This is a genomic window from Thiocapsa roseopersicina (assembly GCF_900106925.1).
GTDB classification, from domain to species: Bacteria; Pseudomonadota; Gammaproteobacteria; order Chromatiales; family Chromatiaceae; genus Thiocapsa; species Thiocapsa roseopersicina.
Window position 1 is genome coordinate 56,876 of sequence record NZ_FNNZ01000015.1, and the last position, 26,551, is coordinate 83,426.

A 26,551-nucleotide genomic window follows, 5' to 3' on the forward strand; every position below is an offset into this window, starting at 1 on the left:
GTATGCTTTGGGGTTTTGCGGTGACCCGGCCGAGATCGTCGTCTCTCCCGGTCGATGTAAAACGACTTCCCCGTTCGAAATGACGACACGATTGTGATGTCGGGCCTCGGTTGCGACAATCACACACAGATTTGAAGGTGTAGGCGCGCGGGTCGCGACTGCACAATCCCCAGCAACAAGTTTTTCGTATCAGCGAGGTCAATCATGAGCCTTCGTGCCTATCCGCCCGCACAGGGTCTCTATGACCCGACCAACGAACGCGATTCCTGCGGGGTCGGCTTCGTCTGCAACATCAAGAATACGAAGAGCCACGCGATCGTCCGGCAGGGGCTGGAGATCCTGGAGCGTCTTGCCCACCGCGGTGCGGTCGGCGCGGATCCCAAGGCCGGCGACGGTGCCGGCATCCTGGTGCAGATCCCGGACGCTTTTCTACGCGCACAGGTCTCGTTCGACCTCCCGCCGGTCGGCGAATACGGCGTCGGCATGGTGTTTCTGCCCCGCGACTCGGATGCGCGCGGCTTGATGCAGGACATCATCGATCGCCACGTGCGGGAAGGCGGACAGCAGGTGCTGGGTTGGCGCGATGTTCCGGTCGACAACAGCGATCTGGGCAAGAGCGTGCTCCCGACCGAGCCACTGGTCCAACAGCTGTTCATCGCCCGAGGCGAGAACTGTGCCGATCAGGACGCCTTCGAGCGCAAGCTCTTCGTCATCCGCAAGCGGATGGACAACGAGATCCGCGGCTCCGGATACGGTCAGACCTCCTACTACACCGCCTCGCTGTCCTCGCGCACGCTCAACTACAAGGGCATGCTGCTGGCCGACCAGGTCGGCAACTATTATCTGGATCTCTCCGACGAGCGCTTCGAATCCGCCATTGCGCTGGTCCATCAACGCTTCTCGACCAATACCTTCCCGACCTGGGATCTGGCGCAGCCGTTCCGCATGATCTGCCACAACGGCGAGATCAACACCCTGCGCGGAAACGTCAACTGGATGGCCGCGCGCCGACACACCATGCGCTCCGACATCCTCGGCGATGATCTCGACACCATCTGGCCCCTGATCCCGGAAGGTCAGTCGGACTCCGCCTGCTTCGACAACGCGCTTGAGCTGCTGGTGATGGGCGGTTACTCGCTCGCTCACGCCATGATGGTGCTGATCCCCGAAGCCTGGACCGGCAACCGCTTGATGGACGAGAAGCGCCGCGCCTTCTACGAGTACCACACGGCCTTGATGGAGCCCTGGGACGGTCCCGCTGCAGTCGCCTTCACGGACGGGCGCCAGATCGGCGCGACGCTTGATCGCAACGGTCTGCGTCCCGCACGCTACCTAGTGACCAAAGACGACATGGTCGTGATGGCCTCCGAGATGGGCGTGCTCGACATCGCCGAGGAGCGCATCGTCAAGAAATGGCGTCTGCAGCCCGGCAAGATGCTCCTGATCGACCTGGAGCAGGGCCGTATCATCGACGATGCCGAGATCAAGACCCAGCTCGCCGAGGCCAAGCCCTACGGCGAATGGCTCAAGAAGACGCAGATCCGGCTCGACGAGCTGCCGACGAGTGTCGGGCCCATGTCTCCGGACGATGCCACCTTGTTGGATGCCCAACAGGCCTTCGGCTACACCCAGGAAGACGTCAAGTTCCTGCTGAGCCCGATGATCCTCACGGGTCAGGAGGCGGTCGGCTCGATGGGTGCGGATAACCCGCCGTCGGTACTTTCAAGCCGACCCAAGCATCTCTCGACCTATTTCAAGCAGAACTTCGCGCAGGTCACCAATCCGCCGATCGACCCGATCCGCGAAGAGCTGGTGATGTCGCTGGTGTGCATGATCGGGCCGCGTCCGAACCTGCTGGGGATCAACGAGGCCGGCAAGCACTGGCGTTTGGAGACCCCGCAGCCCGTTCTGACCAATCAAGACCTGGAGCGGATTCGGCACATCGAGTACAGCGCCGGGGCAGCCTTTCGGACCAGCACGCTCGACATGGTGTACCCGGCGTCCGAGGGCGCCGAAGGCATGGGCTCGGCCTTGGATCGCCTCTGCGAGCAAGCAGAGCAGGCGGTCTTGGCCGGCTACAACATCCTGATCCTCTCGGATCGCAACACCAATCTCGACCACATCCCGATCCCGGCGCTGCTCGCCACCTCGTCGGTGCACCACCATCTCATCCGACGCGGCTTGCGCACCAGCTCGGGCATCGTGGTCGAAACCGGCGCGGCCTTGGAGGTTCATCACTTCGCCACGCTGGCCGGCTATGGCGCCGAGGCGATCAACCCCTATCTCGCCTTCGACACCATCCAGTCGCTGCTGCCGCATCTTCCCGAGCCGCTGACCTTCGAAGAGGCCCAGAAGCGCTACATCAAGGCGGTCGGCAAGGGGTTGCTCAAGGTCATGTCGAAGATGGGCATCTCGATGCTCGAGTCCTATTGCGGGGCACAGATCTTCGATGCGATCGGGCTCAACACGCCCTTCATCCAGCAATACTTCTCCGGCACCCAATCGAAGGTGGAAGGGATCGGTCTGAAGGAGGTTGCCGAGGAGGCGGTGCGCTGGCACGCGCAAGCCTACGGCCGCGAGCAGATCTACCGCAAACACCTGGACGTCGGCGGGGACTACGCCTATCGACTGCGCGGCGAGGATCATGTCTGGACCCCCGAGACCATCTCGAAGCTGCAGCATGCGACCCGTGCGAAGAGCTTCGAGACCTTCGGCGAATACTCCCGCCTGATCAACGACCAGTCCGAGCGGCTTCTGACCTTGCGCGGCCTCATGGAGCTGACGTTTGCGCCCGAGCCGATCCCGATCGAGGAGGTCGAGCCGGCCAGCGCCATCGTCAAACGCTTCGCGACCGGTGCCATGTCCTTCGGCTCCATCTCGCCCGAGGCGCATTCCACGCTCGCCAAGGCGATGAACGCCATCGGCGGCAAGTCCAATACGGGTGAAGGCGGCGAAGAGCCCGAGCGCTTCCAGCCGTTGGCCGACGGCTCGCCGAACCCGGAACGCTCGGCCATCAAGCAGGTTGCTTCGGGCCGTTTCGGCGTCACCACCGAGTACCTGGTGAGCGCGGACGATATCCAGATCAAGATTGCGCAGGGTGCCAAGCCGGGCGAGGGCGGCCAGCTGCCGGGCCACAAGGTGAGCCCGCAGATCGCCAGGGTCCGTCATTCCACGCCCGGAGTGGGTCTCATCTCGCCTCCGCCGCATCACGATATCTACTCGATCGAGGATCTCGCGCAGCTCATCCACGATCTGAAAAACGTGAACCCGAAGGCCCGTATCTCGGTCAAGCTGGTCTCCGAAGTGGGCGTCGGAACGGTTGCCGCGGGCGTCTCCAAGGCCCATGCGGACCACGTCACCATAGCCGGCTATGACGGAGGCACGGGCGCCAGCCCGCTGACATCCATCAAGCACGCTGGCTCGCCTTGGGAGATCGGTCTGGCCGAGACCCATCAGACCCTGGTGCTCAACCGGTTGCGCGGACGCATCGCGGTTCAGGTCGACGGGGGCATGCGCACCGGGCGGGACGTGGTGATCGGCGCCCTGCTCGGGGCCGACGAGTTCGGTTTCGCGACCGCGCCCTTGATCGTCGAGGGCTGCATCATGATGCGCAAGTGTCATCTGAATACCTGTCCGGTCGGTGTTGCGACCCAGGATCCGGAGCTGCGCCGACGCTTCACCGGACAGCCCGAGCATGTGATCAATTTCTTCTTCTTCGTGGCCGAAGAGGTCCGTCAGTTGATGGCGAAGCTCGGCTTCCGCACCGTGAACGAGATGATCGGTCATTCCGAGCGTCTGGAGATGCGGCGCGCGATCTTGCACTGGAAGGCCAGAGGGCTTGATTTCTCGCGTTTGCTCGCGCGCCCGAACGTCGGGGCGGACGTGGCGATCTACAACAGCGAGAGCCAGGACCACGGTATCGACAAGGCGCTCGATCACCAACTGATCAGCCAGGCCGAGCCGGCGCTCGAGCGCCGTGAGCCCGTGCGGATCGAGACCGAGATCAGGAACTACAACCGCTGTTTCGGCGCCATGCTGTCGGGTCGCGTTGCCGAGCGCTTCGGCCATGCTGGCTTGCCCGAGGACACCATCCATATCAAGGCCAAGGGCACGGGCGGTCAGTCGTTCGGCGCCTGGGTGGCCGCGGGTGTCACGATCGAGCTCGAGGGCGAGGCCAATGACTATGTCGGCAAGGGCCTTTCGGGCGGACGGCTTATCATCTATCCTCCGGCCGAAAGCGCGATCGAGCGCGCCGAAGACAACATCATCGTCGGTAATACCGTACTGTACGGCGCGATCAGCGGCGAGTGCTTCTTCCGGGGCGTGGCGGGCGAGCGCTTCTGTGTGCGCAACTCAGGGGCCATTGCCGTGGTCGAGGGTGTCGGTGACCACGGCTGCGAGTACATGACGGGCGGTATCGCCGTCGTGCTTGGTCCGACGGGGCGAAACTTCGCGGCAGGGATGTCCGGCGGCGTCGCCTATGTCCTGGACGAGGACGGGACCTTTGCCGAGCGCTGCAATCTCGCGATGGTCGAGCTTGAGCCGATCGCCCGCGAAGACGACATCCTCGAGGCACTTGACCACCAGGGCGGCGACCTCGAGACCCACGGTCTCGTGGATCTCAGTCAAGATATGAGCCGTTACGATGCCGCGCGGCTCAAGCAGCTCGTCCTGAACCATCTGCACTACACCAATTCCGACGTGGCGCGCCGGATCCTCGACGATTGGGATGGCTATCGAACGCGGTTCGTCAAGGTCATGCCCGTCGACTATCGCCGTGCGCTCGAAACGATGCAGACGCGCCAAAGCCGTCCGCCACAGACGATCAAGCAGTCGAAGGGGATTGTGGATCATGGGTAAGCCGACCGGATTCATCGAGTTCGACCGACGCGACCGGCGCTATCAGCCGGCCGCCGATCGCGTCGTGCATTACAGAGAGTTCGTGATCCCGATGACGGATCGCGAGGTCAGCGAGCAAGGTGCCCGCTGCATGGACTGCGGCATTCCCTTTTGTCATCAGGGTTGTCCTGTCGACAACATCATCCCGGACTGGAACGACCTGGTTTATCGGGGTGATTGGCAAGCCGCGATCGATGTCCTGCACTCAACCAACAATTTTCCGGAATTCACCGGACGCATCTGTCCCGCACCCTGCGAGGCCGCCTGCACGCTGAATCTGAACGACACGCCGGTCGCCATCAAGACGATCGAATGCGCCATCGTCGACAAGGCCTGGCAGGAGGGCTGGATCAAGCCGCTGGTCCCGGAGCGACGCACCGGCAAGCGTGTCGCCGTGGTCGGCTCCGGCCCCGCCGGTCTGGCAACCGCCCAGCAGCTTGCGCGCGCGGGGCACCAGGTTCACCTGTTCGAGAAGGCGGATCGCATCGGCGGCTTGTTGCGCTACGGCATCCCCGATTTCAAGCTGAGCAAATCGCTGATCGACCGTCGGATGGCGCAGATGCGGACCGAAGGCGTCGAGTTCCACACCAACGCACATATCGGAGTGGATATCCCGGTCGCCCGTTTGCGCGAGGAGTACGACGCCGTGGTCCTCGCCGGCGGGTCGGAGAAGCCTCGTGATCTTGAGGTGCCCGGGCGGGAGTTGTCCGGGATCCACTTCGCGATGGACTTCCTGACGCGCAACAGCAAGCGCGTGCAGGGCTCGTACGTCCCCGAGGACGACTTCATCAGCGCTCATGGCAAACATGTCGTCGTGATCGGGGGCGGGGATACCGGCTCGGACTGTATCGGGACCTCCAACCGACACGGCGCCAAATCGGTCACCCAGATCGAGATCCTGGACAAGCCGCCGGAGAAGGAAGACAAGGGGCTGACCTGGCCGGATTGGCCGAACCGACTGCGGACATCCAGCTCACAGGAAGAGGGCTGCGAGCGGCTGTGGAATGTCGCATCCAAGGCGTTCGTCGGCGACGAGAACGGCCGCGTCAAGGCGTTGCGCTTCGAGCTGGTGCGCTGGGAGCGCACCGACGGAGGTCGCTGGCAGATGCAGACGGTCCCGGACAGCATCGGCGAGCTCAAGGCAGACCTGGTGCTCTTGGCGATGGGATTCGTGCATCCGGTTCACGAAGGCATGATCGCCGAGCTTCGCGAGAACGCTGGGCTCGAGCTGGACCCGCGCGGCAACATCAAGGGTGCCACGGACGGACCCGGCGCCTATCACACCTCGGTCGACGGCGTCTTCTGCGCCGGGGACATGCGACGCGGTCAGTCGCTCGTGGTGTGGGCCATCCGCGAGGGACGCCAGTGCGCGAGGGCCGTGGATGAGTGGTTGATGGGCCGCTCCGATCTGGCGCGTTGAGCCGGGTCGGGACGCCTCGTGCGCTGCTTGGGGTGTGTTCGCGTAGCCTAGCTGCGCCGGATCCCCCAAGCAGCGTCGCTGACGCGGTCGGACGTTCCGAGGTACGCTCTATAGATCATGGCGCGGCTCGGATCCGCTCGGGCCGCTCTTCGGCGCCTCATGAAGGCTACATCGAGTCGAGAGGTCGGGATTAGAGATGGATCGTCAGCAAGCCGCCCATTTCATGCTCGATTGCCTGCGCAAGATGATGGCCAAGAAGGGCTCCGACCTCTTCATCTCCGCGGGTTTTCCGCCTGCCTGTAAGATCGACGGGCGGATGACGCCCATCAGCGAGCAGGCGCTTACGTCCGCCCAGACCAACGTGCTGGTGCGCTCCATCATGAACGACCGGCAGATTCGCGACTTCGACGCCACGAAAGAGTGCAATTTCGCGATCAGTCCGCAGTCGATCGGTCGGTTTCGGGTCAACGCCTTCATCCAGCAAGGTCATTGTGGCGCGGTCCTGCGCACCATCAATGCGACCATCCCGGAGCTCGACGGGCTCGCGCTTCCCCCGGTGTTGAAGGACATCGTGATGGGCGAGCGCGGCCTGGTGTTGGTCGTCGGCGGTACGGGCTCCGGGAAGTCGACGTCGCTCGCGGCCATGCTGGGTCATCGCAACGAACACAGCTACGGCCACATCATCACGATCGAGGACCCGGTCGAATACGTTCATCCCCACCGTCATTGTCTCATCACCCAGCGCGAGGTCGGCGTCGATACCGAGAGCTGGGAAATCGCGCTCATGAATACGCTGCGCCAGGCACCGGACGTCATCTTGATCGGCGAGATCCGCAGCCGAGAGACCATGGAGCATGCCATCAACTTCTCCGAGACCGGCCATCTCTGCCTGTCCACGCTCCATGCCAACAACGCCAACCAAGCCCTCGACCGCATCATCAACCTGTTTCCCGAGGAGCGGCGTGCCCAGTTGCTGATGGATCTTTCCCTAAACCTCAAGGCGGTGATCTCGCAACGTCTGCTGCCCTGCACCGACGGTGGTCGCATCGCCGCGGTCGAGGTCTTGATCAACTCGCCCTTGATTCAGGATCTGATCTTCAAGGGCGATGTCGGATCCATCAAGGCGATCATGAAACGCTCGCGCGAGCAGGGCATGCAGACCTTCGACATGTCGCTCTTCGCTCTTTACGAAGCGGGTAAGATCAGTTACGAGGATGCGTTGCGCAGTGCCGATTCCATGAACGAGCTGCGCTTGGCGATCAAGTTGGAGGGCCACGAAGCCCAGGGCAGGGATCCCTTTGCCGAGACCGACGGTTTGAGCATCCTCGGGGACGGCGATGGCGATTCGTTCGACTCGACCCTATTCAGCGAGACCCTGACGAATTCCACCATGATCGACGGACTGCCCGGATCGGACCGCGGTCGAAAATCTTAGCCCCGCAATGGATATCAACCCTTATCTCGAGATGATGATTCGACACAAGGCGTCGGATCTCTTCTTCGTCCCCGGAGCACCGGCCAAGATCAAGATCGAAGGCGTGATCCGCTCGATCGGCGAGACCCCTTTGACGCCGACCTTTTGTCGGGAGGCGATTGCCTCCCTGCTCGACGCGGATCAGGAGCGCGAGCTCGCGGAGTCGCTCGAGCTCGATTTCGCAGTCGCCTTGGAGGATCGCGGACGCTTTCGGGTCAACGCCTACCATCAGCGCGGCCAACGGGCGATGGTCCTGCGCTACATCCGCAGCAGCATCCCGACCCTCGAGGAGTTGGACCTACCTCCGGTGTTGAGCCAATTGGTGATGCACAAGCGGGGGATCATCCTGATGGTCGGCGCGACGGGCTCGGGCAAGTCGACGACCCTTGCTGCGATGATCGGCCATCGCAATCGCACCGCACCGGGCCACATCATCACCATCGAAGACCCGATCGAGTTCGTGCATCCCCACCAGCAGTGCATCGTCAGCCAACGCGAGCTCGGGCTGGATACCAAGGACTACCGGCGGGCGTTGAAAAGTGCCTTGCGCGAGGCGCCGGATGTCATCCTGATCGGCGAGATCCGGACCCGTGAAACCATGGAGGCGGCGATCGAACTGGCGGGGACGGGCCATTTGGCCATCTCGACACTGCATGCCAACAATGCTTATCAGGCGATGGAGCGGATCGTCAACATGTTCCCGCAGGAGATGCACAAGACGCTCTTCACCGATCTCTCGGCCTATATGCGAGCGATCGTGTCGCAACGCCTGGTCCGAACCAACACAGGCGGGCGCTGTGCGGCCATCGAGATCCTGGTCAACACGCCGCACATCGCCGATCTCATTCGCGACGGGCACATCGAGGCGATCGAGGAGGCGATGCAGGGACACGGCGAGGAGGGAACAACCACCTTCGACGAGGCGCTTTTGAAGCTCTACCACAAGGGCACCATCACGTTGGAAGAGGCGCTCGCCAACGCGGACTCGGCACCGAACCTCGAGGCCAAGATCAACTTCGGATGATTAGGGCGCTGCCCAACGCGAGCGGAGCCGATCAGAACTTCATCTGAAGACCGCGGACCTTATTGCGGAAGTCGCGCGTGACCGTCTCTGCGTCCTGGTCGCTAGCGATGACCTTAGGCGTCAAAACAACCACGAGCTCCGTCCGTCTGGATGCCTTGGATCGCTGCCCGAAGAGCGGTCCGGCGAACGGGAGGTTGTAGAGGCCGGGGACGCCTTGATTGCCGTCGCTTCGCTCGTTTTGAATGAGGCCGCCGAGAACGACGGCTTGGTTCGAGCGCACAGCAACCGAGCTGGTGATGTTGCGGGTGGAGAATGTCGGCGAGTCGAGCGCCGAGCCGCCGCTGCCGACCTCGTCGACCGTGCTCACCTCCTGCTCGATCTCCATCTGCACCAGACCGCCCGGGGTCACCCGTGGCTTGACCGACAGCATGACGCCGGTGGGCCGATACTCGATGGTGTTGACGACGCGGTCCGTGGTCGCGAGGCCCTGCTGTTGGGTGGTCGCGATCGGGACCTCTTTGCCCACCTGGATCTTCGCGGTCTGATTGTCCAGGACCATCACGGAGGGGGACGACAAGACGTTGACCAGGTTGTCCTGCGCCAAAGCGCTCAGGGTCGCGCGGATGGTATCGGGGCGACTGATGACGGCCCAGTTGAAGCCGGGGAAGCTCAGACCGACGCTATTGGCGAGCGAATCCCCGGAGCCCAAGGTGAACTGGCTGCGCTGGTCCTTGGTCGCGAGTCCGAAGAGATTCCATTGAACCCCGTACTTGAGATTACCCTCCAGGCTGATCTCCACGATCGTGGCCTCGACCAAGACCTGAAGGGGCAGGATATCGAGCTGTTTGAGTGCGTCGAGGATCTTCTTGTAGTCCCTTGGGCTGGACCTGACCATCAGGGAGTTGTTGGTCGGGTCCGCAACGATACTCACGGCCGAGGACAGCTCGATCTCTCGAGAGGAGCTGCGCCGCGGTGCCGACTGCCCACCGACGCCCCCGCCGTCCGTTCCGCCTAAGCCGCCGGTACTGTCGCTGTCGCCGGTCGAGCCGATCGAGGAGCCGCCCAAACCGGGCGCGACGCCGCCGACGTCCGTCGTTCGCTGGGACCCTTCCCCGCCGAAGAGTTGGGAGAGGGTGTCGGCCAGATTCTCCGCATCTCCGTGGCGCACCCGATAGACGAAGAGGCGCTCGGCGGCGTCGCCGGTCGCCTCGGCCATGTCGAGGCGTTCGATCCAGTTGCTGGCCTGTTGGAGGTAACTGGCCTGGGGAGAGACCACGAGCACGGCGTTGGCGCTCTCGACCGGGACGAACCTGAAGACACCCTTGAGGGGGTTGCTGCCTTCGTCGCCAAGAAGGGTTTGAAGCTGGGTCACGACCTCGTTGGCCTTGGCGTACTCCAGGACGAAGAAGCCGACGGAGAGTCCCGCCATCCAATCGACATCGAAGACCCGGATGGTATCGAGCAGGTTGCCCATGTCCGGACTGGTCCCGGCGATCACCACCAGGTTGCGGAGGTTGTCGACGCGAATCACGCTTCCTTCGGGCGCCAGCGGCTGGAGGATATTGCTCATCTCCTCGGCGCCGATGTATTGCAGGGGCACGACCTGAACGCTGTAGCCTTCGGGGAGCGCTCGACCCGACTCGCCGAGCTGGGGAACCACGCGACCCTGAACGGCATTCGCGAGCGGAACCACCTCGTAGGTGCCGCCCGAGTAAACGATGGCGGCGTTGTTCATGCGCAGGAGTGTTTCGAGGGTCGGGATCAGATGGTCGCGACGCAACGGGCGACCGGTCTGCAACGAGGTGACACCCTGCACCGCGGGATGCAGGACATAGTTTACCTGCAGGAGGTCGCCGAGGATGACCTTGACGACCTCGCGGATGTCCGTCCCGTCGAAGTTCAGGGTGACGTCGCCCGGGGTCGTGTCTACGCTGGGCGGGGATATCTCGCGGACAAAAGTCCCGGTGCCGCGCTGGAGTGACTCGACAGCGCCACCGGGCTCGTCCTCTTCGCCGAGGGCGATACTCATTGCTTCGGTCGTGCCCGGCGAGACGATGCCGCGGTCCCCGCCCTGCAGGGCGCGGGTTCCGTCGTCCCCCATATCGTCGATTCGGACGGTCGGATCCCAGTAGGCACGCTCGCACGCCGTGGAGACGAACGCGACGACCAGGATGGCTGCTAGCCGGGGCAGGTGACCGGCGATGGAACGGGCACCGAAATAGCGCGATGGATCCATCGATGTCGTGTTCGAGTCGTCTCGGCTCGGCAGGCCGATGAAATCAGAATTCCTGGAGATCATTGGTCCGGGGGATCCGCGGGTTGAAGCACCCGGGGCGGGCGCCGCGGGACCGGCATCGGGGCAGCCGGGCTGGGTGTTTTTCCGTAATCGCGCAATATTAGCGCATCCTGCTCCCCTTGTCGCTCCAGCAGGATCCGATCCGGGAGGATGGTCTGAACGGACCAGCCCTCCAGATCATCACCGATGCGCAGACGTCTGAGTCTCGGCTCGTTCGGATCCTGTATCCAGGCCGAGACCAGGGTCGGCGTGATGATCACCGCGCTCAGGTTCATGCCTTCAAGCGAAGTGAGCACGTCCGGCTCGAGCGTCGCCTGCGCGTCCGGATCGACCTCCTCGTCCGGCCGACGCTGGGGACGAAACAGCGGGCGGTCGGTCACGCTCGCGTAGGCGTCTTTCGGATCGGGGGGCGGTAATTGCGCCGCGGCGTCCGGTTCGCTGCCGACAGGTGCATTGGGGACCGCCGAAGATGACGCATCGAGGCCGGCGCGCGACGGACCAGGCGGCCAATCCTTCCATTGCAGGGCAAGCAACAGAATCAGGGTGAGCACGACGAATCCGGGGAGCCACTTGATCAAGTGTCACCTCCGAGGGTAAATCCGAAGATGTCGAGCCGAATCGTCAGCTCGCCTGCCGGATTGACGGGCGGGCGACGAATGGCGCGGCCGCGCGGATCGGCAGCAGGCTGTTGAGGGCGGGCCGAGGAGCGCACCGAGACCTGATCGACGAACAGAAAAGGCCGCGCTTGCTCGAAATTGTAGAGCACATCCAGGAGGGTTTCGGTCGACCCTTGGATCTGGGTGCGCACCCGCACCCGTGGGGGACTTTCCTCCGGCGGTCCGGGCAGGATCTGGGTACTGATCAGACGGCCACTGGCCGCGGTGACGATATCCTGGACCTGGCGCTGCAGCTCCGCACCCGCCAGCGCGGGTGTGGGTGCATCGAAGTAGAACGCCTTGAAGCTCTCGTTGGCGCGTACCCGCTCGAGCTCCGCGCGCAGCTCGGGTAGGCTGCGGATCATGCGCCGATAGCGCACGAGCTGATCCTCGCTGTCGGCGATCCGTACGGAAAGACTGCTCATCTCGCTGCTCCATGCCGCCGCCAGACCGCCGATAACCAGAAGCGGAACCGACAAAAGCAGAATCCATCCGAGTACGCAGATGATCTTAGGACGCGATGGGGCCTTCATTCTCCCCTCGCTCGCGTGAACCGAAGTGAAATATTGAAGCGCTCCTTGCCGGTCTGCGGGACCTGCGTTACGGGCGAGCGGAACGACACCTCGTCGATGCCGGGAGCCTCCTCGAGCAGCGCGATCAAGGCGGTCGCTTGTCCGGATTCGCCGCGCAGCTCGACCTGCCCGTTGTTGTAGTCGAGGGTCTGGATCCAGGTGTCGTCCGGGATACGGTCGCTCAGCTCGCGCAACAGGACGAGGATGTTCGGCTCGTCACGTTTCTGTTGAAGCACCGCCGTGCTGCCCAAGCGCGCCCGCTCGAGCTCCTGGCGCAGATCGTCGACGGCGACCGCCTCGACGCGTGCACGCCGCACCTCGGCATCGAGTGCGTCGGCGGTCCGCTTCTGCTGCCAAATCGGTCCGACCAGAGCGACGGCCAGGAGCAGCACCACCGCTGCCCAGAGTAGCTTGTCGGCACTGAAGGGGTCGAGACGGCGCTTCGGGCGCTCTGCCGTCGGCAAGAGGTTGGCCGAGGGCCAAGCTCCTTCCCAGGCGATCCGATCGATCGGTGCTCCCGCATCGCGCATGCGCTGGACCCAAACCGAGGCGAGATCGCGGCGGCACAACGCGAGCTCGACCCGCAGGCGCGGAGCACCCTTCGGGCCGGGCTTGGCGAGGAAATCGTAAAGGACATCGCCGGGTTGGAACGGCGAGAGGCGGTCGAGCTCGTAGCGAATCACCTGAGGAAGATTGGCACGCACCTGTGCCGGCAGCGAGACGCTGCGGGTCAGGATGTCCTCGCGAGGAATGATCAAGACCCGCGTCGGGGCGCGCTCATGTCCGGATCGTGCAATCTCGGGCAGGGGAATGGCCGCATCCAGCCCGAGCTCCCCGACCGGCTCGCGATCCTCGCCGGTCATCAGGAAAAGATGTGCGGTCGATGCGTCGGGCTCGATGATCAAACGACGGTCGCGGCGCGCAAGAAAACGTCGGACCGGAACCGGCAGACAGACTACGAGCAAGCGCCGGACGATACGGTAGATATCGTCGAGGCCCGACGCGGGGGCGCTCGGGAGCTGTCCGAGGAGTTTGAGTCGATCGCTGAGGGACATGAGTGCCAGTCGGAATGGGGTTGTCGATCCGCGTCGGATGCCGCATGCCTGCGCTCGCGGTCAGCCGACCCCTTGAGTGTACGTCCACCCGTCGCCGCGACGCCAGTCAACCGGCATCGGCTTCGATGTCGATCGGCGCCGGCGGCGCACCGGGCAGACCGAAACGGCGCCAACGTACCTGATAAGGAGGTTGCTGTCCGGGCGTCGCCTCGATCAGCGCCTCCATCCTGCGTCCGCCGAGGCCCGCACCGGCTTCCGCGACCTCGATCCGGTAGAGGGGGCCTGCACGGTCTACGACCCGAGGTCCGCTGCTGTCCTCGAACAAGGGCGAATCGCGCTGGACAACGCGAAGCTGTGCGTCTTCAAACGGGATCCCCTGGGTGGCGGCAATTGCCGTTGCGGAGGCGAAGCGTTCATCGAGCTCAGCCCCATCGAGATCGACACTGACCTCCGGGGCGAAGCGTGTGTAGATCTCGGGCGTCATTCCGAGGACCTGCATCAGCTCCTCCACGGCAACGAAGGGCGCATCCTTCGCCCCGAGGGTCAGGCCGGCATCGCGATAGTCGCGATCCTCCGCACCGTTCAGAAGCGACAGATCGTCCTCGTCGCGCCAATCGACGATCGCAGCAGCGAGCGAGGTTGCCGGATCCTCCTCCATGCCGAGCGTCACGAGGAGCGCCGAGAGCAGCTCGGGCGGCGCCTGATTCAGATCGATCCGCGATCCCTCGTTGAAGACCCGGATCGCGAGATCGACCCCGCCGAACCGCCAAGGCACGGCCACACCGTTGGGCAACCAGGCGGAAACGTCCGGATCGGTCGCATCGGGCGGCGGCATCGCAAAAACCAGGACCGTGAAGGCGATAGCGGCATCCGCGGCGGCCCGAAAGCGCGCGCCCGAGACATGATTGTCGCTCAGCGCCGTCTCGGTACGCTGCGCCGCGGTCATGCCGACCGCCATGACGGTGAGCAGGGTCAGCACCCAGAGCACCAGGACCAAGGCGATGCCCCGCTGACGCGAGGCGATCGGTCGCACCCCGGTCAAAAGAGGCGCACCGGCAGGCTGACCAGGAGAGCCGGCCAGGACTGAGCGGGCGTGGCCATACGGATCTGCAGCAGGGTCGGCATGGTCGATTGTCCGATCCACTCCTCATGCCAATCGGGCTCGATCTCCCCGTCGGCGGTACCGAAATAGGCGATCTGGAACTCGGCAACGCGGTCCAGGAGCAGGGTCCGGCCGAAGGCGCCCGCCGCGGCGTCCATGTCGAGCGGAGTCGAGTCCAGCGTGGAGCCCGAGTCGGCCTCCAGCGGCTCCCAGGTCGGGATCTCGTCGGTTCCCTCCAGCACCTCCGGATGAACCAGCCAGCGCGTCAGGACCAGGCTCACGTCTTGATCGATCGGTACAAGCTCCAGACGCAGGATGTAAAGTCCGGGCACGCCGACCTGCGTGGACAGCGGTGCGACGAACTCCAATCGCTCGCTGTCGCCGGCGAAGACGCTGATCATCTCGGCGTCGAGGGTCAAGGTCGTGGCCCGCGCCTGACTCAGGGTCGACATCAGAAAATCGCGCGCGACCCGAACCTCGGAGACCCGCTCGGAGACCGCGTCCACGCCTTCCCAGGCGCGTGAGCCGAGGCTCAATCCGGAGAAAAGCATGAGCGTGATGAGGCTGACGATCGCGAGGGCGATGAGCAGCTCGATTAAGGTGAAGCCCCTGTCGCTGCGCACACGGCGTCGGATACTCATTGTCCGGATCCTCGGGCGCACCGGCGCAAAAACCGGGATTCGACAGAGGCCCGTCTTCGCCGGGAAACCGGGCGAATCGGAGCCGACACATCCAACAGCAATGAGATGCATACTTCTAAATCGCGTCTGCTGCGACGATCGACTGACGCGAAGCCGATCGCGGTTGAAAACGGCTCATGGCGTGGCGGACGCGGTTTCGAACCGCTCCCCGAGGCGCAAGGTCGAAAGTGTCACGCTGCGCACTTGGCTCCCGTCCTGCCAGAGCGCGGTGGCGTTGACCCGGTAGGGCGTGGCCGGCGGCTCGGCACCGAACTCCTCGCCCAGCGTGACCGGGAGGATGGTGATCTCCCATGCGATGCCGCCCTCGGGGTCGCCCGAGACGGCACCTTCCTCCAAGGGGATCGCCGTCCCGACCGCGTTCAGTTTGGACTCGGCCAGGGAAGCAGCGCGGCTGTACTGGGAAGACAGCAGGGTGGTCCGCGAGGCTTGCGAGAAGATCTGCATCAGCACCCCGAGCGACACGGAGAGGATGGCGAAGGCGACCAAGACCTCGAGAAGCGAGAAGCCGGACTGACGTCTTCTTTGATGTCGCAGGATCTTCAACGCGCGCTCCAAGGCGCCATGCGGATACGCCCCGTCAACCAAACGACACCGACCTGGTAGCCGGAGTCGTCGCTCGCCAGGATGATGCGGCCCCCGGTCGAGCTCCCGTCGGGAAAGAAACGAATCGCCCCGCGCTGCTCGCCGAGCATTTCGCGATCGGCGGCCTCGAGCGTGACATCCAAACGCTTGGGGAGCGTCAGGCTACGGTGCCCCGGAAGCTCCAGGCGGTGTTGCTCGACGTCCACGATCAACGCGACCTCGGCACCCTGACGGATGGCAAGCTCGCGCGCGAGACGGAGGCTGCTGACGGTTCTGCGCGCGGCGGCCTTCATCTCCACGCCCGGCATCGCCGCCGAGAAGAGCGGCGGAACGGCCGACATGGCCAAAGCGGCGATCGCCAGGACCACAAGCAGCTCCACGAGGGTGAAGCCGCCGCGGCGCCCGCGCCGGGCGGAAGGACTCATCACGGCGTCTTCGCTGGACGCCGATGTCGTGCCGAGCTCAATCCCAACTGCGGAGATCAGCGTTCTCGCCGTCGCCGCCCTCGCGGTTGTCCGCGCCGAGCGTCCAGATATCGAAGGCTCCGTTCTCCCCCGGGAAACGGTACTGATAGTCGAAGCCCCAAGGGTCTTTCGGAACGTCGCCCTTTCTCAGATAGGGACCGTTCCAGCTTTGGACATTGGCGGGGCGCTCCACGAGGGCCTGCAGACCCTCGGACTGGGTCGGATAGCGGCCGACCTCCAATCGGTACATATCCAAAGTCGCGGCAAGGTTTTCGATCTGGAGCTTGGCCGTCTTGCTCTTGGATGAGCCGAGGAAGCTCATGACCTGGGGACCGACGAGCCCCGCCAACAGGCCGAGGATCGCGAGGACCACGAGCAGCTCGACGAGCGTGAAACCGCGAAGACGCTTTGATTGATTCGGGTGCATAAATAGGCTCGGATGACTTTGAAAATTTATGGTCATTGTATGGGGCCGATGGTGCGGGGCCAAGGCGATCCGCTCGCGCGCACGGGCGTTGGTCGAGCGGGTCAGAACACCAGCTCGTTGGCACCGAGAATGGCCATCAGGATCGAGATGATGATGCCGGCGACGACGACGCCGAGCCCGATGATGAGAATCGGCTCGAGCAACGTCAACATACTCTGGACGCTGTTGCGGGTCTCCCGATCGTAAATGCTCGCCACCTTCGCGAGCATCGCGTCCAGACTGCCTGACTCCTCCCCGACACGGATCATCTGCAGCGCGAGGTCCGGTAAGACTTCGAGACGTGCCAAAGGTCCGGCAAGACCTCGGCCGTGCTTGAGGTCATCGCCGGCCTCGTTGAGCAGACCCGAGAGCTTGCGGTTGGAGACCACCTCCTTGGCGAGCGTCAGCGCACTGAGCAGAGGTAAGCCGTTCTTCAGAAGGGTGGCCAGGGTATGGCAGAGTCGGGCCGTCTCCATCTTCCAGATCAGATCTCCGAAGAGGGGCACGCCCAGCACCTTATGGTCGAACCGGTCGCGCACCGCCGGATCCTGAAACCAGCGCTCCAACACCACCGCGATCAAGGCGATACCGACCAGCATGGCCCACCAATAGTTGCGGAAGAGATCGCCGGTCGCGACCACGATCCGGGTCGGCAGCGGCAGGGCCTCGCCCATGTCGTCGAAGAGCACGGTGAACTGGGGTACGACAAAGACCAGCAGCATAATCACCGACAAGGCTGCGACCACCAAGAGGATGGAGGGGTAGACCAACGCCGAGGTTATTGTCTGGCGCAGCTCGGCCAGGCGTTCGAGATAATCGGCGAGCCGATTCAGGACCTGATCCAGCGCGCCGCTGGCCTCGCCCGCCCGTACCATATTGATATAGAGCCGCGGGAACTGCCCGTCCTGTAGGTCGAGCGCGCTGGAGAAGGTTGCCCCGCCGCGGACGCGTTCCTGTAGGTCCGACAGGACCTGGATCAGGTGCTCCTCCTCGGTGAGATCCACCAGGATCTGGAGCGATCGGTCGAGGGTCATCCCGGCCTCGAGAAGCGTCGCCAGCTCGCGGGTCAGGATGCCGATCTCCTTTTGATTGATGCGCCGACGTCGTGTCCGCACGAAGCGGGCGCGCAGGCCCGCCGAGGAACGGGTTTCGATCGGGATCAGTCCTTCGGACTGGAGCTGGCGCACCAGCGCGGCCTCGTCGACCGCCTCCTGCTCGCCCTCGACCGACTCCCCGTCGAGCTTGACCGCCTTGTAAAAGTATTTCGGCACTTCAGTCCTCGGTTGAACCGCGTCCGGCGCAATAGGCACCGTGTGCATACTGTATTGAGGTCGAATGACTCATTCGACGTTGCCAGGGACGCGATTCAAGTGTTTGAAGATCCAATCGTGTTTTCCTGAGCCGCGTCCAGCTCGGAGCCTTCGGGTGCGACCGGGCGCTGCTTCGAGACACGACATGAGGAGTCGCCCGGGACGCAGCTCAGTCCGCGCTCGGCTCTTCGCCTGCCTCGGCGACACGCAGCACCTCCTCGATCGTCGTGCGACCGTCGAGCGCCTTGCGCAGGCCATCCAGGTACATGGTCTCCATCCCCTCGGCGACCGCGATACGGCGGATCTCGGTCGCAGTCGCATGATTGAGCACCGCCTTGCGGATGTGATCGGTCATCAAGAGGACTTCGGTGATGACCAAACGTCCGCGATAGCCGGTCCCGTTGCAGGCGTCGCAACCGGCGGCCCGGTGCAGCTCGACATCCTCGGGCGCGGCCCCGATGGCCGCGAAACGCACCGCCAGCTCGGGGATCGCCGGATAGGACACCTGGCAATACGGGCACAGCTTGCGCACCAGGCGTTGGGCGAGGATCCCGTTGATCGTGGAGGTGAGCAGATAGTCCTCGACACCCATTTCAAGCAGGCGGGTCACACCGCTGGCCGCGTCGTTGGTGTGCAGGGTCGAGAGCACGACATGCCCGGTGAGCGCCGACTGGACGGCGATCCGGGCGGTCTCGAGGTCGCGCATCTCGCCGACCATGATCACGTCCGGGTCCTGACGGACGATGGCGCGCAAGGCGCTGGCGAAGGTCATCCCGATCGCGCTCTTGACCTGGATCTGGTTGATCCCGGCCAGCTGGTACTCCACCGGATCCTCGACCGTGATGATCTTGCGCTCCTCGGTGTTCATGCGGCTGAGCGCCGTGTAGAGCGTGGTGCTCTTGCCGGAGCCGGTCGGCCCGGTCACCAGCAGGATGCCGTAGGGTTTCTCGAGGATGAGCCTGAGGCGCTCGCGCGGCGAGCCATCGAAGCCGAGCGCGTCCAGGTCGAAGCGCACGCTCTCCTTGTCGAGCAGACGCATGACCACGCTCTCGCCGAACATGGTCGGAACGGTGGAGACACGCAGATCCAGCTCGCGACCCTGGATTCGGATCGGGATGCGCCCGTCCTGAGGTAGGCGCCGCTCGGCAATGTTGAGCTTCGCCATGATCTTCACGCGCGAGATGACGGCCGCGGTCGAGCGCACGGGCGGTGCGTCGACCTCCTTGAGGATCCCGTCGACGCGGTAACGCACCTTCAGCTGGTCGGCGAAGGGCTCGATATGGATATCCGATGCGCGCGATTCGAGCGCCTTTTGGATCAGCTGGTTGACCATGCGGATGACCGGGGCCTCGCTGGCCAGATCCTTGAGATGCTCGATGTCCTCTTCGTCGAAATCGCCGAGCGCCCCCTCGGCGCTTTCAGGAGCCTCTTCGACCTTCTCGTAGAGGCGCTCCAGTGCCAGCTCGATCTCGCTCGGCAACCCCACAAGCGCCTTCACGGGCTTGCCCGCCGCCATCTGCATGGCCTCGACCGCGAACCGATCGATCGGATGGGCGAAAGCGATCTGGATACAGTCCTCGTCCTCGAACAAGGGAAGCACCTTAGCGTCCTTGAGAAATCGCAGACTGAAGAGATCGTCGCGCACCGGCTCGGACGGGAAGGTGCTCGCGTCGGCCAGGGGGAGCTCGAGCACATCGGACATCGCCTGCGCCATGTCGCGCTCGGAGATGAGTCCCAGACGGACGAGCATCGGCAAGAGGGGGTCGCCGGCCTCGTCGGCGAGACGCCTCGCCCGCCCGAGATCGCCGGGCGAGAGCTTCCCGGACGCGTGCAGGTGTGCGACGACGCGTCCTTCCGGAGGCGGCTCCGCATAGGGGGAGACTGCGGCCTTCGGGGTGCGATCGCTGTCCGGTTCCGGGGACATGTCTGCCGCCGAGGCAACAGCGTAGTCGGGGGTTTCAGCGAGCGTTTGCGAACCGGAAAACAACTCGTCGAGATCATCGCGCGTCGCGCTGATGCTCGGTGCTTCTTCGAGGACGGCGTCGTCATGCATCGGCATTCCTCCGGTCTTGGACGGCCTCGGTCGATACGAGTGTACCGCTGGACGCAGGCTGCCATCCCGGGAGCATCGCCCGCAAGAGCGCGATCATCGTGGAGCGATCGTCGAGGGCAGCGGCATGCTCAAGTTCCGCGACGCTCTCGTCGGGTGCTGCAGCGATCAGGCCGTCGCTTCCGCGAGCCACACGAATCTTCGGATGGCGTGTCGCGACGAGGTCTTCGGAGTCGTAGAAAAGCTCCTCGTAAAGCTTCTCCCCGGGGCGCAAGCCGACATAGTGGATGGAAATCTCCTCGCCGGGCTCGCGTCCGGACAGACGGATCATCTGTTCTGCAAGATATCGGATCTTGATCGGCTCGCCCATGTCCAGCACGAAGATCTCGCCGCCATCCCCGATCACGGCGGCCTGCATGATGAGCTGGCACGCCTCGGGGATGGTCATGAAGAAACGCTCGATCTCCGGGTGGGTCACAGTAACCGGTCCGCCTTGCTCGATCTGGCGGCTGAATAAAGGCACCACGCTGCCCGCGGATCCGAGGACATTGCCGAATCGCACCGTGATGTAGCGACACGCCGACCTCTGCTCAAGGGTCTGACAGATCGCCTCGGCGACCCGTTTGGTCGCGCCCATGACATTGGCGGGATGCACGGCCTTGTCGGTCGAGATCAGGACGAAACGCTCGCATCCCCAGCGCGACGCCGCCTCGGCGACGACACGCGTCCCGGTCACGTTGTTGCGCACCGCGGCCCGAATCTGATCCTCGAGCATCGGGACATGCTTGTAGGCGGCCGCATGGAAGATGATCTGCGGGCGCTCCGCGGCAAAGACCGCATCCAGACCCGCAGCGTCCGCGACGTCCACCAGGTGACGCCTAAAGCAGAGGTTCGGGTGGCGCTCGAGCAGCTCCATCTCGATGCGGTAGAGGTTGTACTCGCCGTTGTCGATCAGGATCAGCCGAGTCGGACCGGCCGCCGCGATCTGGCGGGCCAGCTCGGACCCGATGGAGCCGCCGGCACCGGTCACCAAAACGGCGCGTGCGGAGAGTCCTGCGCGGATCCCCTCCCAGTCCAGGCTAACCGGGTCGCGACCGAGAAGATCCTCGATCGAGACGGGCCGCAACTGACTGATGCTGACCTGTCCGGTCATGAGATTACGCAGCTCCGGCACGGTGCGGAAAGGCCGGCCGGTGCCTTCGCACAACTCCACCAGCCGCCGCATCTCCTTGGCCGTCGCGCTCGGCACGGCCAGCATCAGCAAGTCGATGTCCTCGCGCACGACGATCTCGGGGATCGCCTCGGTCTGCCCCAGTACCGGGACGCCGTGGACCTCGCTGCCCTGCCGACGCGGCTTGTCGTCGACGAAGCCCGCCGGGAAATAGGCGCGGCTCGCATCGCGGAGCATGTCGCGCACCAGCATCTCCCCGGCGCGCCCGGCACCCACGATCAGGACGCGCTGTCCCGAGCTCAAATTGAGCCGATGGTCCTTGAGCCAGCGATAGAGGAGCCGGGGTCCGGCCAACAGGATCACCTGAAGACCCAGGAAGAGGACGGGCACGGAGCGCGGGATGAGTTCGGTGCGGTTCAGAATGAAGAGCGCGACCACGACCAGGACCGTCCCGGCGACGGCGGCCTTGACGATGCGCACCAGATCGGGGAGCGAGGCAAAACGCCACACCCCGCGATAGAGCCCGAACAACCAGAAGACGGTGCCTTGAATCACCAGGACCCAGGGTAACGAGTTGAGCGCGCTGTCGAGGAATTCCGGCGGGATCCTACCGAGGTTGAAACGCAGCCAATAGGCGGCGATCCAGGCCACCGGGATCATGAGGAGATCGTGGGAGAAGGCGGCGGTACGCGAGCGCAGACGGTCGAGCAGCGGATTCATGAGCGCTCCGTCGAGGAGGTGCGCTCGACCAAGCGTACCTTCAGATGGATCAAGGCATAGATCATCACCCAAGCCCCGATCAGCAGCCACTGCTCATGCGGCGGGAGGCGCGGCGAGGCCGCGGCGCAGGCGGCCGCGGCGGCCATGACGGGATAGGCCCGCAACAGGGTTTGCCGATGGCTCCATCCTGCCAGAACCAATCGCTGATAGTGATGCGAGCGATGCGGCTCCCAGATGCGCTCGCGCCGCGCCGCTCGGGCCAACAGGGTCCAGGTCGCGTCCAGGATGAAGGGCGAGAAGGCGAGCCAGGCGCTCCACAGCGGAAAGAGTCCGAGATGGGCGCCCCACAGCGAGAAGGCGGCCACGAACAACCCTAGACTCGACGAACCCGCGTCACCCAAAAAGATCCGTGCCGGCGGAAAATTGCCTGTCAGAAACCCGGCGCTCGCGACGGCGACGCAAGCCGAAGCCAGCGCAAAGAGGGGTTCGCCTCCGGTCCAGCCCAGGGTCGCGAACGCAGAGAATCCGAAAAGCGCCATCCCTGCGGCGAAGCCGTCCATCCCGTCCATGAAATTGTAGAGATTGATGAGCCAGACGATATAGACAAGAGTCAGCACGACGGCGACCCACCCCGGAAAGACCAGGACCCATCCCGGCAGATCGAGCAGGGTCCAGCGCAAACCGCCGCTCATCAACAGCAGGGCCGCGCCGATCTGGGCGACGAGCCTCAGACGACGCGACACCTCCCCGAGGTCGTCGAGATAAGCGATGCCCGCAACCGGCAGCACGGCCGCCGCGATCCAGCCCAGCTCGGACGTGGAGATCCCGAGAGCGGCCAGTACCAGGAGCGGTGCGCTCGAGCCGAGCAGAACAGCGAGGCCGCCACTGCGCGGCACCGGCGTGCTGTGCAGCGAGCGCGCGTTGGGGTAATCGAGCGGTCCGCGACCGGCAGCGCCGTGCGAGGCCAGCCAGCGGGTTGCGGCGACACTCAACAAAAACGAGGCGAGGGTTGCGGCAGCCGAAATCGGCGTGTCGAGGGGCATGGTCCTTGATGTCCTGGTCTCACGGGTATCCGGGCCGGCGACTTCGGTCTCCCGTCAGAGGGTTCGGACCAGTCCGCGCTCGACCTGGTCGCGCGATTCGCGTCCGAGCAGAAGCTCGATCAGTTGCAAAGCGAAGTCCATTGCGGTGCCGGGGCCGCGCGAGGTCACGATGGTGCCGTCGACAACGACCGCGGCGTCGGTGAACTCGACCTTAGGATATGCCGCGGGATCGACGGCTCCAGGGTAGACGGTCGCCGATCGCCCGTCGAGCAGTCCCGCACATGCGAGGACCTTCGGCGCGGCGCAGATCGCCGCGGAAAAACGGCCCGCCGCATGCTGACTCCGAAGCAAGGCGACGATGCGGGGATCCTCCGCGAGATGGTCGGCGCCCGGCAATCCGCCCGGCAGGACGATCATGTCGAAGGTCCGCTCCACGACATCCTCGAGTCTGGTGTCCGCGATCAAGAGGGTTCCCCGGCTCGCGGTCACCGGCCGGTTATCCAGCCCGGCCGTCACCACATCGAGCCCGGCACGGCGCAGCAGATCGATGATGGTCACGGCCTCGAGCTCTTCGCATCCCTGAGCGAGCGGGACAAGTACGCTGGGCATGTGTCGACTCCGATATGGATCGAGGACGCCTCGGCGTGCGTCGCTCGAACACGCCGGCTAGGGATTGCCTATCCGACCCAAAATATTCAATCCTCTCAGAACGTTGAGCGCTTCAGCCAGCTGAAAATCTTCGGCGACAAGCGAGCTCTTCGCCGCATCCTCCTCCGAGGTGTCCTCCGGGGCATTCTCCTTGAGATGGCGCGCCAGATCGGATTCCTTTAGATCCTGCACGCCGCTCGCCTCCAAGGGTTTGAACTCGCCGCGCTCGAGCTCGATGTCCGGGGTGATGCCCTGGGCCTGGATCGACCGTCCCGAGGGGGTGAAGTAGCGGGCGGTCGTGAGCTTGAGCGCAGTCGTGTCGTCGATCGGCACGATGGTCTGGACCGAGCCCTTGCCGAACGTCTGGTTGCCCATGACGATGGCGCGTTTGTGGTCCTGCAGGGCACCGGCGACGATCTCGGACGCCGAGGCGCTGCCGCCGTTGACCAGGACGACGATCGGAGCACCGGACAGGATATCGTCGGGTCCGGCCTGGAACTGGAGCTTGCTGTCTTCCTGCCGACCCTCGGTGTAGACAATGAGACCGCCGGTCAGAAAGGCGTCGCTCACCCCGACCGCGCTGTTGAGCACGCCGCCGGGATTGTTGCGCAGATCGAGCACGAGACCCTTCATTGTGCCGTCGTTTTCGCCCTTGAGGGCGTCGACCGCCGCGAGCACGTCTTCGGTGGTCCGTGATTGGAAATGGGAAACCCGGATGTAGCCGAAGCCGGGCGCGAGCGTGCGGCTGCGCACGCTGGCAACCTGAATGACCGCCCGCTCGAGCGTGACGTCGAACGGAGACTCGTCGCCGGAGCGCATGATGGTCAGCTCGATGACCGTGCCGGGCTCGCCCCGCATCAAGGTCACCGCATCGTTCAGGCTCATCCCCTTCACCGGCTTCTGGTCGATGCGCACGATGGTATCGCCGGTCTGAAGGCCGGCGCGTTGTGCAGGGGTGTCGTCGATCGGCGCGATCACCTTTACGAAGCCATCTTCCATTCCGACCTCGATCCCGAGGCCGCCGAACTCGCCGCGAGTGCCGACCTGCAGATCCTGGAACTCATCGTTGTCGAGATAAGCCGAATGCGGGTCGAGGCCCGCGAGCATGCCGCGGATTGCGCCCTCGAGGAGGAACTTGTCCTGGACCCCCTCGACGTATTCCTCTTTGATGCGCCCGAAGACCTCGGCAAATGTTCGCAGATCGCCGAGCGGGAGCTCGCTCGCCGTCTCGGCCGTTGTGGCCATGGGTTCGGGGATATCCGGGCTCTCGATCGTCTCGGCAAATGCGCGATCACCCGGCGCGCCGAGCCAGACGAGACAAGTCCCGAGGATCAAGGTCGAGGCAAAGGGTAGGCGTCTGGTCATGGCATGCATCATGGAATCACGTCGGTTGGGGTCGACACGCCGCTCGGCGGGGCGTGCATCGCGCGGCCGGACACGTCCGATCCGCGATTGCGGAACGATGACCTAGCATCGCATGTTTTCGCTGCCTTCGTCAGGTTGATCCCGACGCTTGGTTGCAGGCGGCCGCGCCGAGAGACGGCCTGCGTTGTGGTTTGATCGGTTCCGCGCCGACGCGTTCCCGCAGCCCGTAAAGATCGCCCCGGCCCGCTTCGGAGAGGGCTCCCTGCCCGTCCGCTCCGCGGCACCAGCCCGAGGGATCCTGCGGCTTGCCGTTGTGACGGATGGCAAAGTAGAGCACGGGCTCCTCCCGACCGCCGCTGTCGCCGCTCAGGGAGATGACCTCGCCGGTGGCCACCCACTCGCCGGTCTCCTTCAGAAGCGCCTCGTTGTGGCCGTAGATCGACATGTAGCCCTCTCCGTGATCGATCACCAAGAGCAGTCCGAACCCACGTAGCCAATCGGCGTGGATCACCCGCCCGTCATGCACGGCGCGCACCTCTTCGCCTTGTCGCGCCGCCAGCAGCACGCCGTCCCAGCGCAGCTCGGAATCGGGTTTGAGCGTTCCGAACTCGGCAACGACCTCCCCTTGCAACAGGGGCCATGACAAACGCCCTCGGCGCTCCGGAAACGGATCGCGCCGGATATCGAGCTCGGCACGGATCTGAGCACGCTGACGCAGGTGCTCGACCAAGAGCCGCAGCGCCTCGGCATCCCGCTCGAGGACCTCGAGATTCTCCGTTCGGCCGGCGATGCTGGCTTCCAATCGACTCAAGACAGCGGCGCGTTCTTCCCGTGCGGTCTCCAAGCGGAGCCGCGCCGCCTCTTGCCGGCGTGCGAGATCGATCAGGCGCTCCGCCTCCCGCTCGGCGTCGTGGGCCAAGCGCGTGAGCCGCTCGACCCGCGCCTGGATGGCGGTAATCCTACGGAGCTGTTCTCGGTTCAAGTACGCGAAATACGATAGGATGCGGCTCGCTTGAGCCGTATCTTCTTGATTCAAAAGCAGCCGCAGGCGATCTGCCCGACCCATAACATAAGCGGTGCGAACCAGGTCCGCCCAGAGCGCAAGCTCCTGCTCGAGTGCGGCGTACTCCTCGAGATGACGCACCCGCAGCGCCTCCGCGACGCGGGTCTGCTCGGCAACGGTTTGCGCCAACTCTCTGCCGCTGACGGCCGCCTCGGCAACCTCACGCTCCCGCACCTCAAGCTCCGCGATCAAGGCGCGGCGGTCCGCATGCTGCTCGATGAGCTCGCGACCGACCGACTCGACCTGCCGCTGAATCTCCTGAAGGTCCTTCGTGCGCGTATCCAAGGTCTCGTCGGACGCCGTCTCCAGCGCAGCCGCCGGCGTCGTCACCAGAACGCATGCCAGCGCCAGGCGCGTAAAGCGGTGACCGATCCAATCCAGCGCTCGGTAACGCCTGTGATCGAGCAGCTTGCGGCGAAGCCGCTCGGGATGTCCTGTTGCGACGGTCCTGGGCACGGCGGTGAGGGGAT

Annotated in this window: 20 protein-coding genes; 4 read left to right on the forward strand and 16 right to left on the reverse strand. The window is 64.5% G+C overall.

Annotated elements, in window-relative coordinates; translation table 11 throughout:
• Window positions 1-204: 204 nt before the first annotated feature.
• The 4 genes from gltB to BLV04_RS15745 all read left to right on the forward strand — a co-directional run bounded on the left by gltB (window position 205) and on the right by BLV04_RS15745 (window position 8,817).
• Window positions 205-4,860 (forward strand): glutamate synthase large subunit, encoded by a 4,656-nt coding sequence (gene gltB, locus BLV04_RS15730; RefSeq protein ID WP_093034171.1) that lies wholly within the window; start codon window positions 205-207, stop codon window positions 4,858-4,860.
• A complete protein-coding gene (locus tag BLV04_RS15735; protein WP_093034174.1) occupies window positions 4,853-6,319 on the forward strand; it encodes a glutamate synthase subunit beta in 1,467 nt (488 codons plus the stop codon). The genes gltB and BLV04_RS15735 overlap by 8 nt, the downstream gene beginning before the upstream one ends.
• A gap of 196 nt (window positions 6,320-6,515) precedes the next feature.
• Window positions 6,516-7,754: a PilT/PilU family type 4a pilus ATPase gene (locus tag BLV04_RS15740; RefSeq protein ID WP_093034177.1), complete on the forward strand. Its 1,239-nt coding sequence runs from the start codon at window positions 6,516-6,518 to the stop codon at window positions 7,752-7,754.
• 7 nt (window positions 7,755-7,761) lie between these two features.
• The gene (locus tag BLV04_RS15745; protein ID WP_093034180.1) at window positions 7,762-8,817 is read left to right on the forward strand and encodes a PilT/PilU family type 4a pilus ATPase; all 1,056 of its coding nucleotides are present in this window, start codon (window positions 7,762-7,764) and stop codon (window positions 8,815-8,817) included.
• 31 nt (window positions 8,818-8,848) lie between these two features.
• Here BLV04_RS15745 and gspD read toward each other — a convergent pair whose 3' ends face one another.
• From gspD to BLV04_RS15825, 16 genes are all read right to left on the reverse strand, one after another.
• Window positions 8,849-11,116 carry a type II secretion system secretin GspD gene (gspD, locus tag BLV04_RS15750; RefSeq protein ID WP_093034183.1) on the reverse strand — a complete coding sequence of 756 codons (2,268 nt, stop codon included), beginning with the start codon at window positions 11,114-11,116 and terminating at the stop codon, window positions 8,849-8,851.
• On the reverse strand, window positions 11,113-11,691 hold the full coding sequence (locus BLV04_RS15755; protein ID WP_245731919.1) for a hypothetical protein: 579 nt from the start codon (window positions 11,689-11,691) through the stop codon (window positions 11,113-11,115). The genes gspD and BLV04_RS15755 overlap by 4 nt, the downstream gene beginning before the upstream one ends.
• A complete protein-coding gene (gene gspM, locus BLV04_RS15760; RefSeq protein WP_093034186.1) occupies window positions 11,688-12,302 on the reverse strand; it encodes a type II secretion system protein GspM in 615 nt (204 codons plus the stop codon). Before gspM ends, BLV04_RS15755 begins: the two co-directional genes overlap by 4 nt.
• Window positions 12,299-13,396: a PilN domain-containing protein gene (locus tag BLV04_RS15765; RefSeq protein WP_093034189.1), complete on the reverse strand. Its 1,098-nt coding sequence runs from the start codon at window positions 13,394-13,396 to the stop codon at window positions 12,299-12,301. Before BLV04_RS15765 ends, gspM begins: the two co-directional genes overlap by 4 nt.
• Window positions 13,397-13,502: 106 nt before the next feature.
• Window positions 13,503-14,429: a type II secretion system minor pseudopilin gene (locus BLV04_RS15770; RefSeq protein ID WP_245731924.1), complete on the reverse strand. Its 927-nt coding sequence runs from the start codon at window positions 14,427-14,429 to the stop codon at window positions 13,503-13,505.
• Window positions 14,430-14,434: 5 nt separating this feature from the next.
• A complete protein-coding gene (locus BLV04_RS15775; RefSeq protein WP_093034195.1) occupies window positions 14,435-15,139 on the reverse strand; it encodes a prepilin-type N-terminal cleavage/methylation domain-containing protein in 705 nt (234 codons plus the stop codon).
• A 174-nt stretch (window positions 15,140-15,313) separates the two neighbouring features.
• Complete coding sequence (locus BLV04_RS15780) at window positions 15,314-15,742, reverse strand: type IV pilus modification PilV family protein (RefSeq protein WP_245731920.1); 429 nt, start codon at window positions 15,740-15,742, stop codon at window positions 15,314-15,316.
• A complete protein-coding gene (locus BLV04_RS15785) occupies window positions 15,739-16,206 on the reverse strand; it encodes a GspH/FimT family pseudopilin (RefSeq protein ID WP_093034201.1) in 468 nt (155 codons plus the stop codon). The genes BLV04_RS15780 and BLV04_RS15785 overlap by 4 nt, the downstream gene beginning before the upstream one ends.
• 37 nt (window positions 16,207-16,243) lie before the next feature.
• Window positions 16,244-16,672 (reverse strand): type II secretion system major pseudopilin GspG, encoded by a 429-nt coding sequence (gspG, locus tag BLV04_RS15790; protein WP_093034204.1) that lies wholly within the window; start codon window positions 16,670-16,672, stop codon window positions 16,244-16,246.
• A gap of 101 nt (window positions 16,673-16,773) precedes the next feature.
• Window positions 16,774-17,982: a type II secretion system F family protein gene (locus BLV04_RS15795; RefSeq protein WP_093034207.1), complete on the reverse strand. Its 1,209-nt coding sequence runs from the start codon at window positions 17,980-17,982 to the stop codon at window positions 16,774-16,776.
• 208 nt (window positions 17,983-18,190) lie between these two features.
• Entirely contained in the window at window positions 18,191-20,074 is a 1,884-nt protein-coding gene (gene gspE / locus BLV04_RS15800) for a type II secretion system ATPase GspE (protein WP_093034210.1), read from the reverse strand.
• On the reverse strand, window positions 20,067-21,962 hold the full coding sequence (locus BLV04_RS15805; RefSeq protein ID WP_093034212.1) for a polysaccharide biosynthesis protein: 1,896 nt from the start codon (window positions 21,960-21,962) through the stop codon (window positions 20,067-20,069). The genes gspE and BLV04_RS15805 overlap by 8 nt, the downstream gene beginning before the upstream one ends.
• Complete coding sequence (locus BLV04_RS15810) at window positions 21,959-23,005, reverse strand: MraY family glycosyltransferase (RefSeq protein WP_093034214.1); 1,047 nt, start codon at window positions 23,003-23,005, stop codon at window positions 21,959-21,961. Before BLV04_RS15810 ends, BLV04_RS15805 begins: the two co-directional genes overlap by 4 nt.
• A gap of 54 nt (window positions 23,006-23,059) precedes the next feature.
• Window positions 23,060-23,614 carry a DJ-1 family glyoxalase III gene (locus BLV04_RS15815; protein WP_093034217.1) on the reverse strand — a complete coding sequence of 185 codons (555 nt, stop codon included), beginning with the start codon at window positions 23,612-23,614 and terminating at the stop codon, window positions 23,060-23,062.
• 57 nt (window positions 23,615-23,671) lie between these two features.
• On the reverse strand, window positions 23,672-25,027 hold the full coding sequence (locus BLV04_RS15820) for a S41 family peptidase (protein ID WP_371828650.1): 1,356 nt from the start codon (window positions 25,025-25,027) through the stop codon (window positions 23,672-23,674).
• A 121-nt stretch (window positions 25,028-25,148) separates the two neighbouring features.
• Complete coding sequence (locus BLV04_RS15825) at window positions 25,149-26,537, reverse strand: murein hydrolase activator EnvC family protein (RefSeq protein ID WP_245731922.1); 1,389 nt, start codon at window positions 26,535-26,537, stop codon at window positions 25,149-25,151.
• Between the last annotated feature and the right edge of the window lie 14 nt (window positions 26,538-26,551).

Bases quoted from the DNA above. Each gene is read 5' to 3' on its own strand.
- BLV04_RS15815 (WP_093034217.1), bottom strand. From the start codon at position 23,614: ATGCCCAGCGTACTTGTCCCGCTCGCTCAGGGATGCGAAGAGCTCGAG.
- gspG (WP_093034204.1), bottom strand. From the start codon at position 16,672: ATGCACCCGAATCAATCAAAGCGTCTTCGCGGTTTCACGCTCGTCGAG.
- gspM (WP_093034186.1), bottom strand. From the start codon at position 12,302: ATGAAGGCCCCATCGCGTCCTAAGATCATCTGCGTACTCGGATGGATT.
- BLV04_RS15820 (WP_371828650.1), bottom strand. From the start codon at position 25,027: ATGCATGCCATGACCAGACGCCTACCCTTTGCCTCGACCTTGATCCTC.
- BLV04_RS15740 (WP_093034177.1), top strand. From the start codon at position 6,516: ATGGATCGTCAGCAAGCCGCCCATTTCATGCTCGATTGCCTGCGCAAG.
- BLV04_RS15785 (WP_093034201.1), bottom strand. From the start codon at position 16,206: ATGAGTCCTTCCGCCCGGCGCGGGCGCCGCGGCGGCTTCACCCTCGTG.
- gspE (WP_093034210.1), bottom strand. From the start codon at position 20,074: ATGCATGACGACGCCGTCCTCGAAGAAGCACCGAGCATCAGCGCGACG.
- BLV04_RS15735 (WP_093034174.1), top strand. From the start codon at position 4,853: ATGGGTAAGCCGACCGGATTCATCGAGTTCGACCGACGCGACCGGCGC.
- BLV04_RS15765 (WP_093034189.1), bottom strand. From the start codon at position 13,396: ATGTCCCTCAGCGATCGACTCAAACTCCTCGGACAGCTCCCGAGCGCC.
- gspD (WP_093034183.1), bottom strand. From the start codon at position 11,116: ATGATCTCCAGGAATTCTGATTTCATCGGCCTGCCGAGCCGAGACGAC.
- BLV04_RS15775 (WP_093034195.1), bottom strand. From the start codon at position 15,139: ATGAGTATCCGACGCCGTGTGCGCAGCGACAGGGGCTTCACCTTAATC.
- gltB (WP_093034171.1), top strand. From the start codon at position 205: ATGAGCCTTCGTGCCTATCCGCCCGCACAGGGTCTCTATGACCCGACC.
- BLV04_RS15805 (WP_093034212.1), bottom strand. From the start codon at position 21,962: ATGAATCCGCTGCTCGACCGTCTGCGCTCGCGTACCGCCGCCTTCTCC.
- BLV04_RS15810 (WP_093034214.1), bottom strand. From the start codon at position 23,005: ATGCCCCTCGACACGCCGATTTCGGCTGCCGCAACCCTCGCCTCGTTT.
- BLV04_RS15745 (WP_093034180.1), top strand. From the start codon at position 7,762: ATGGATATCAACCCTTATCTCGAGATGATGATTCGACACAAGGCGTCG.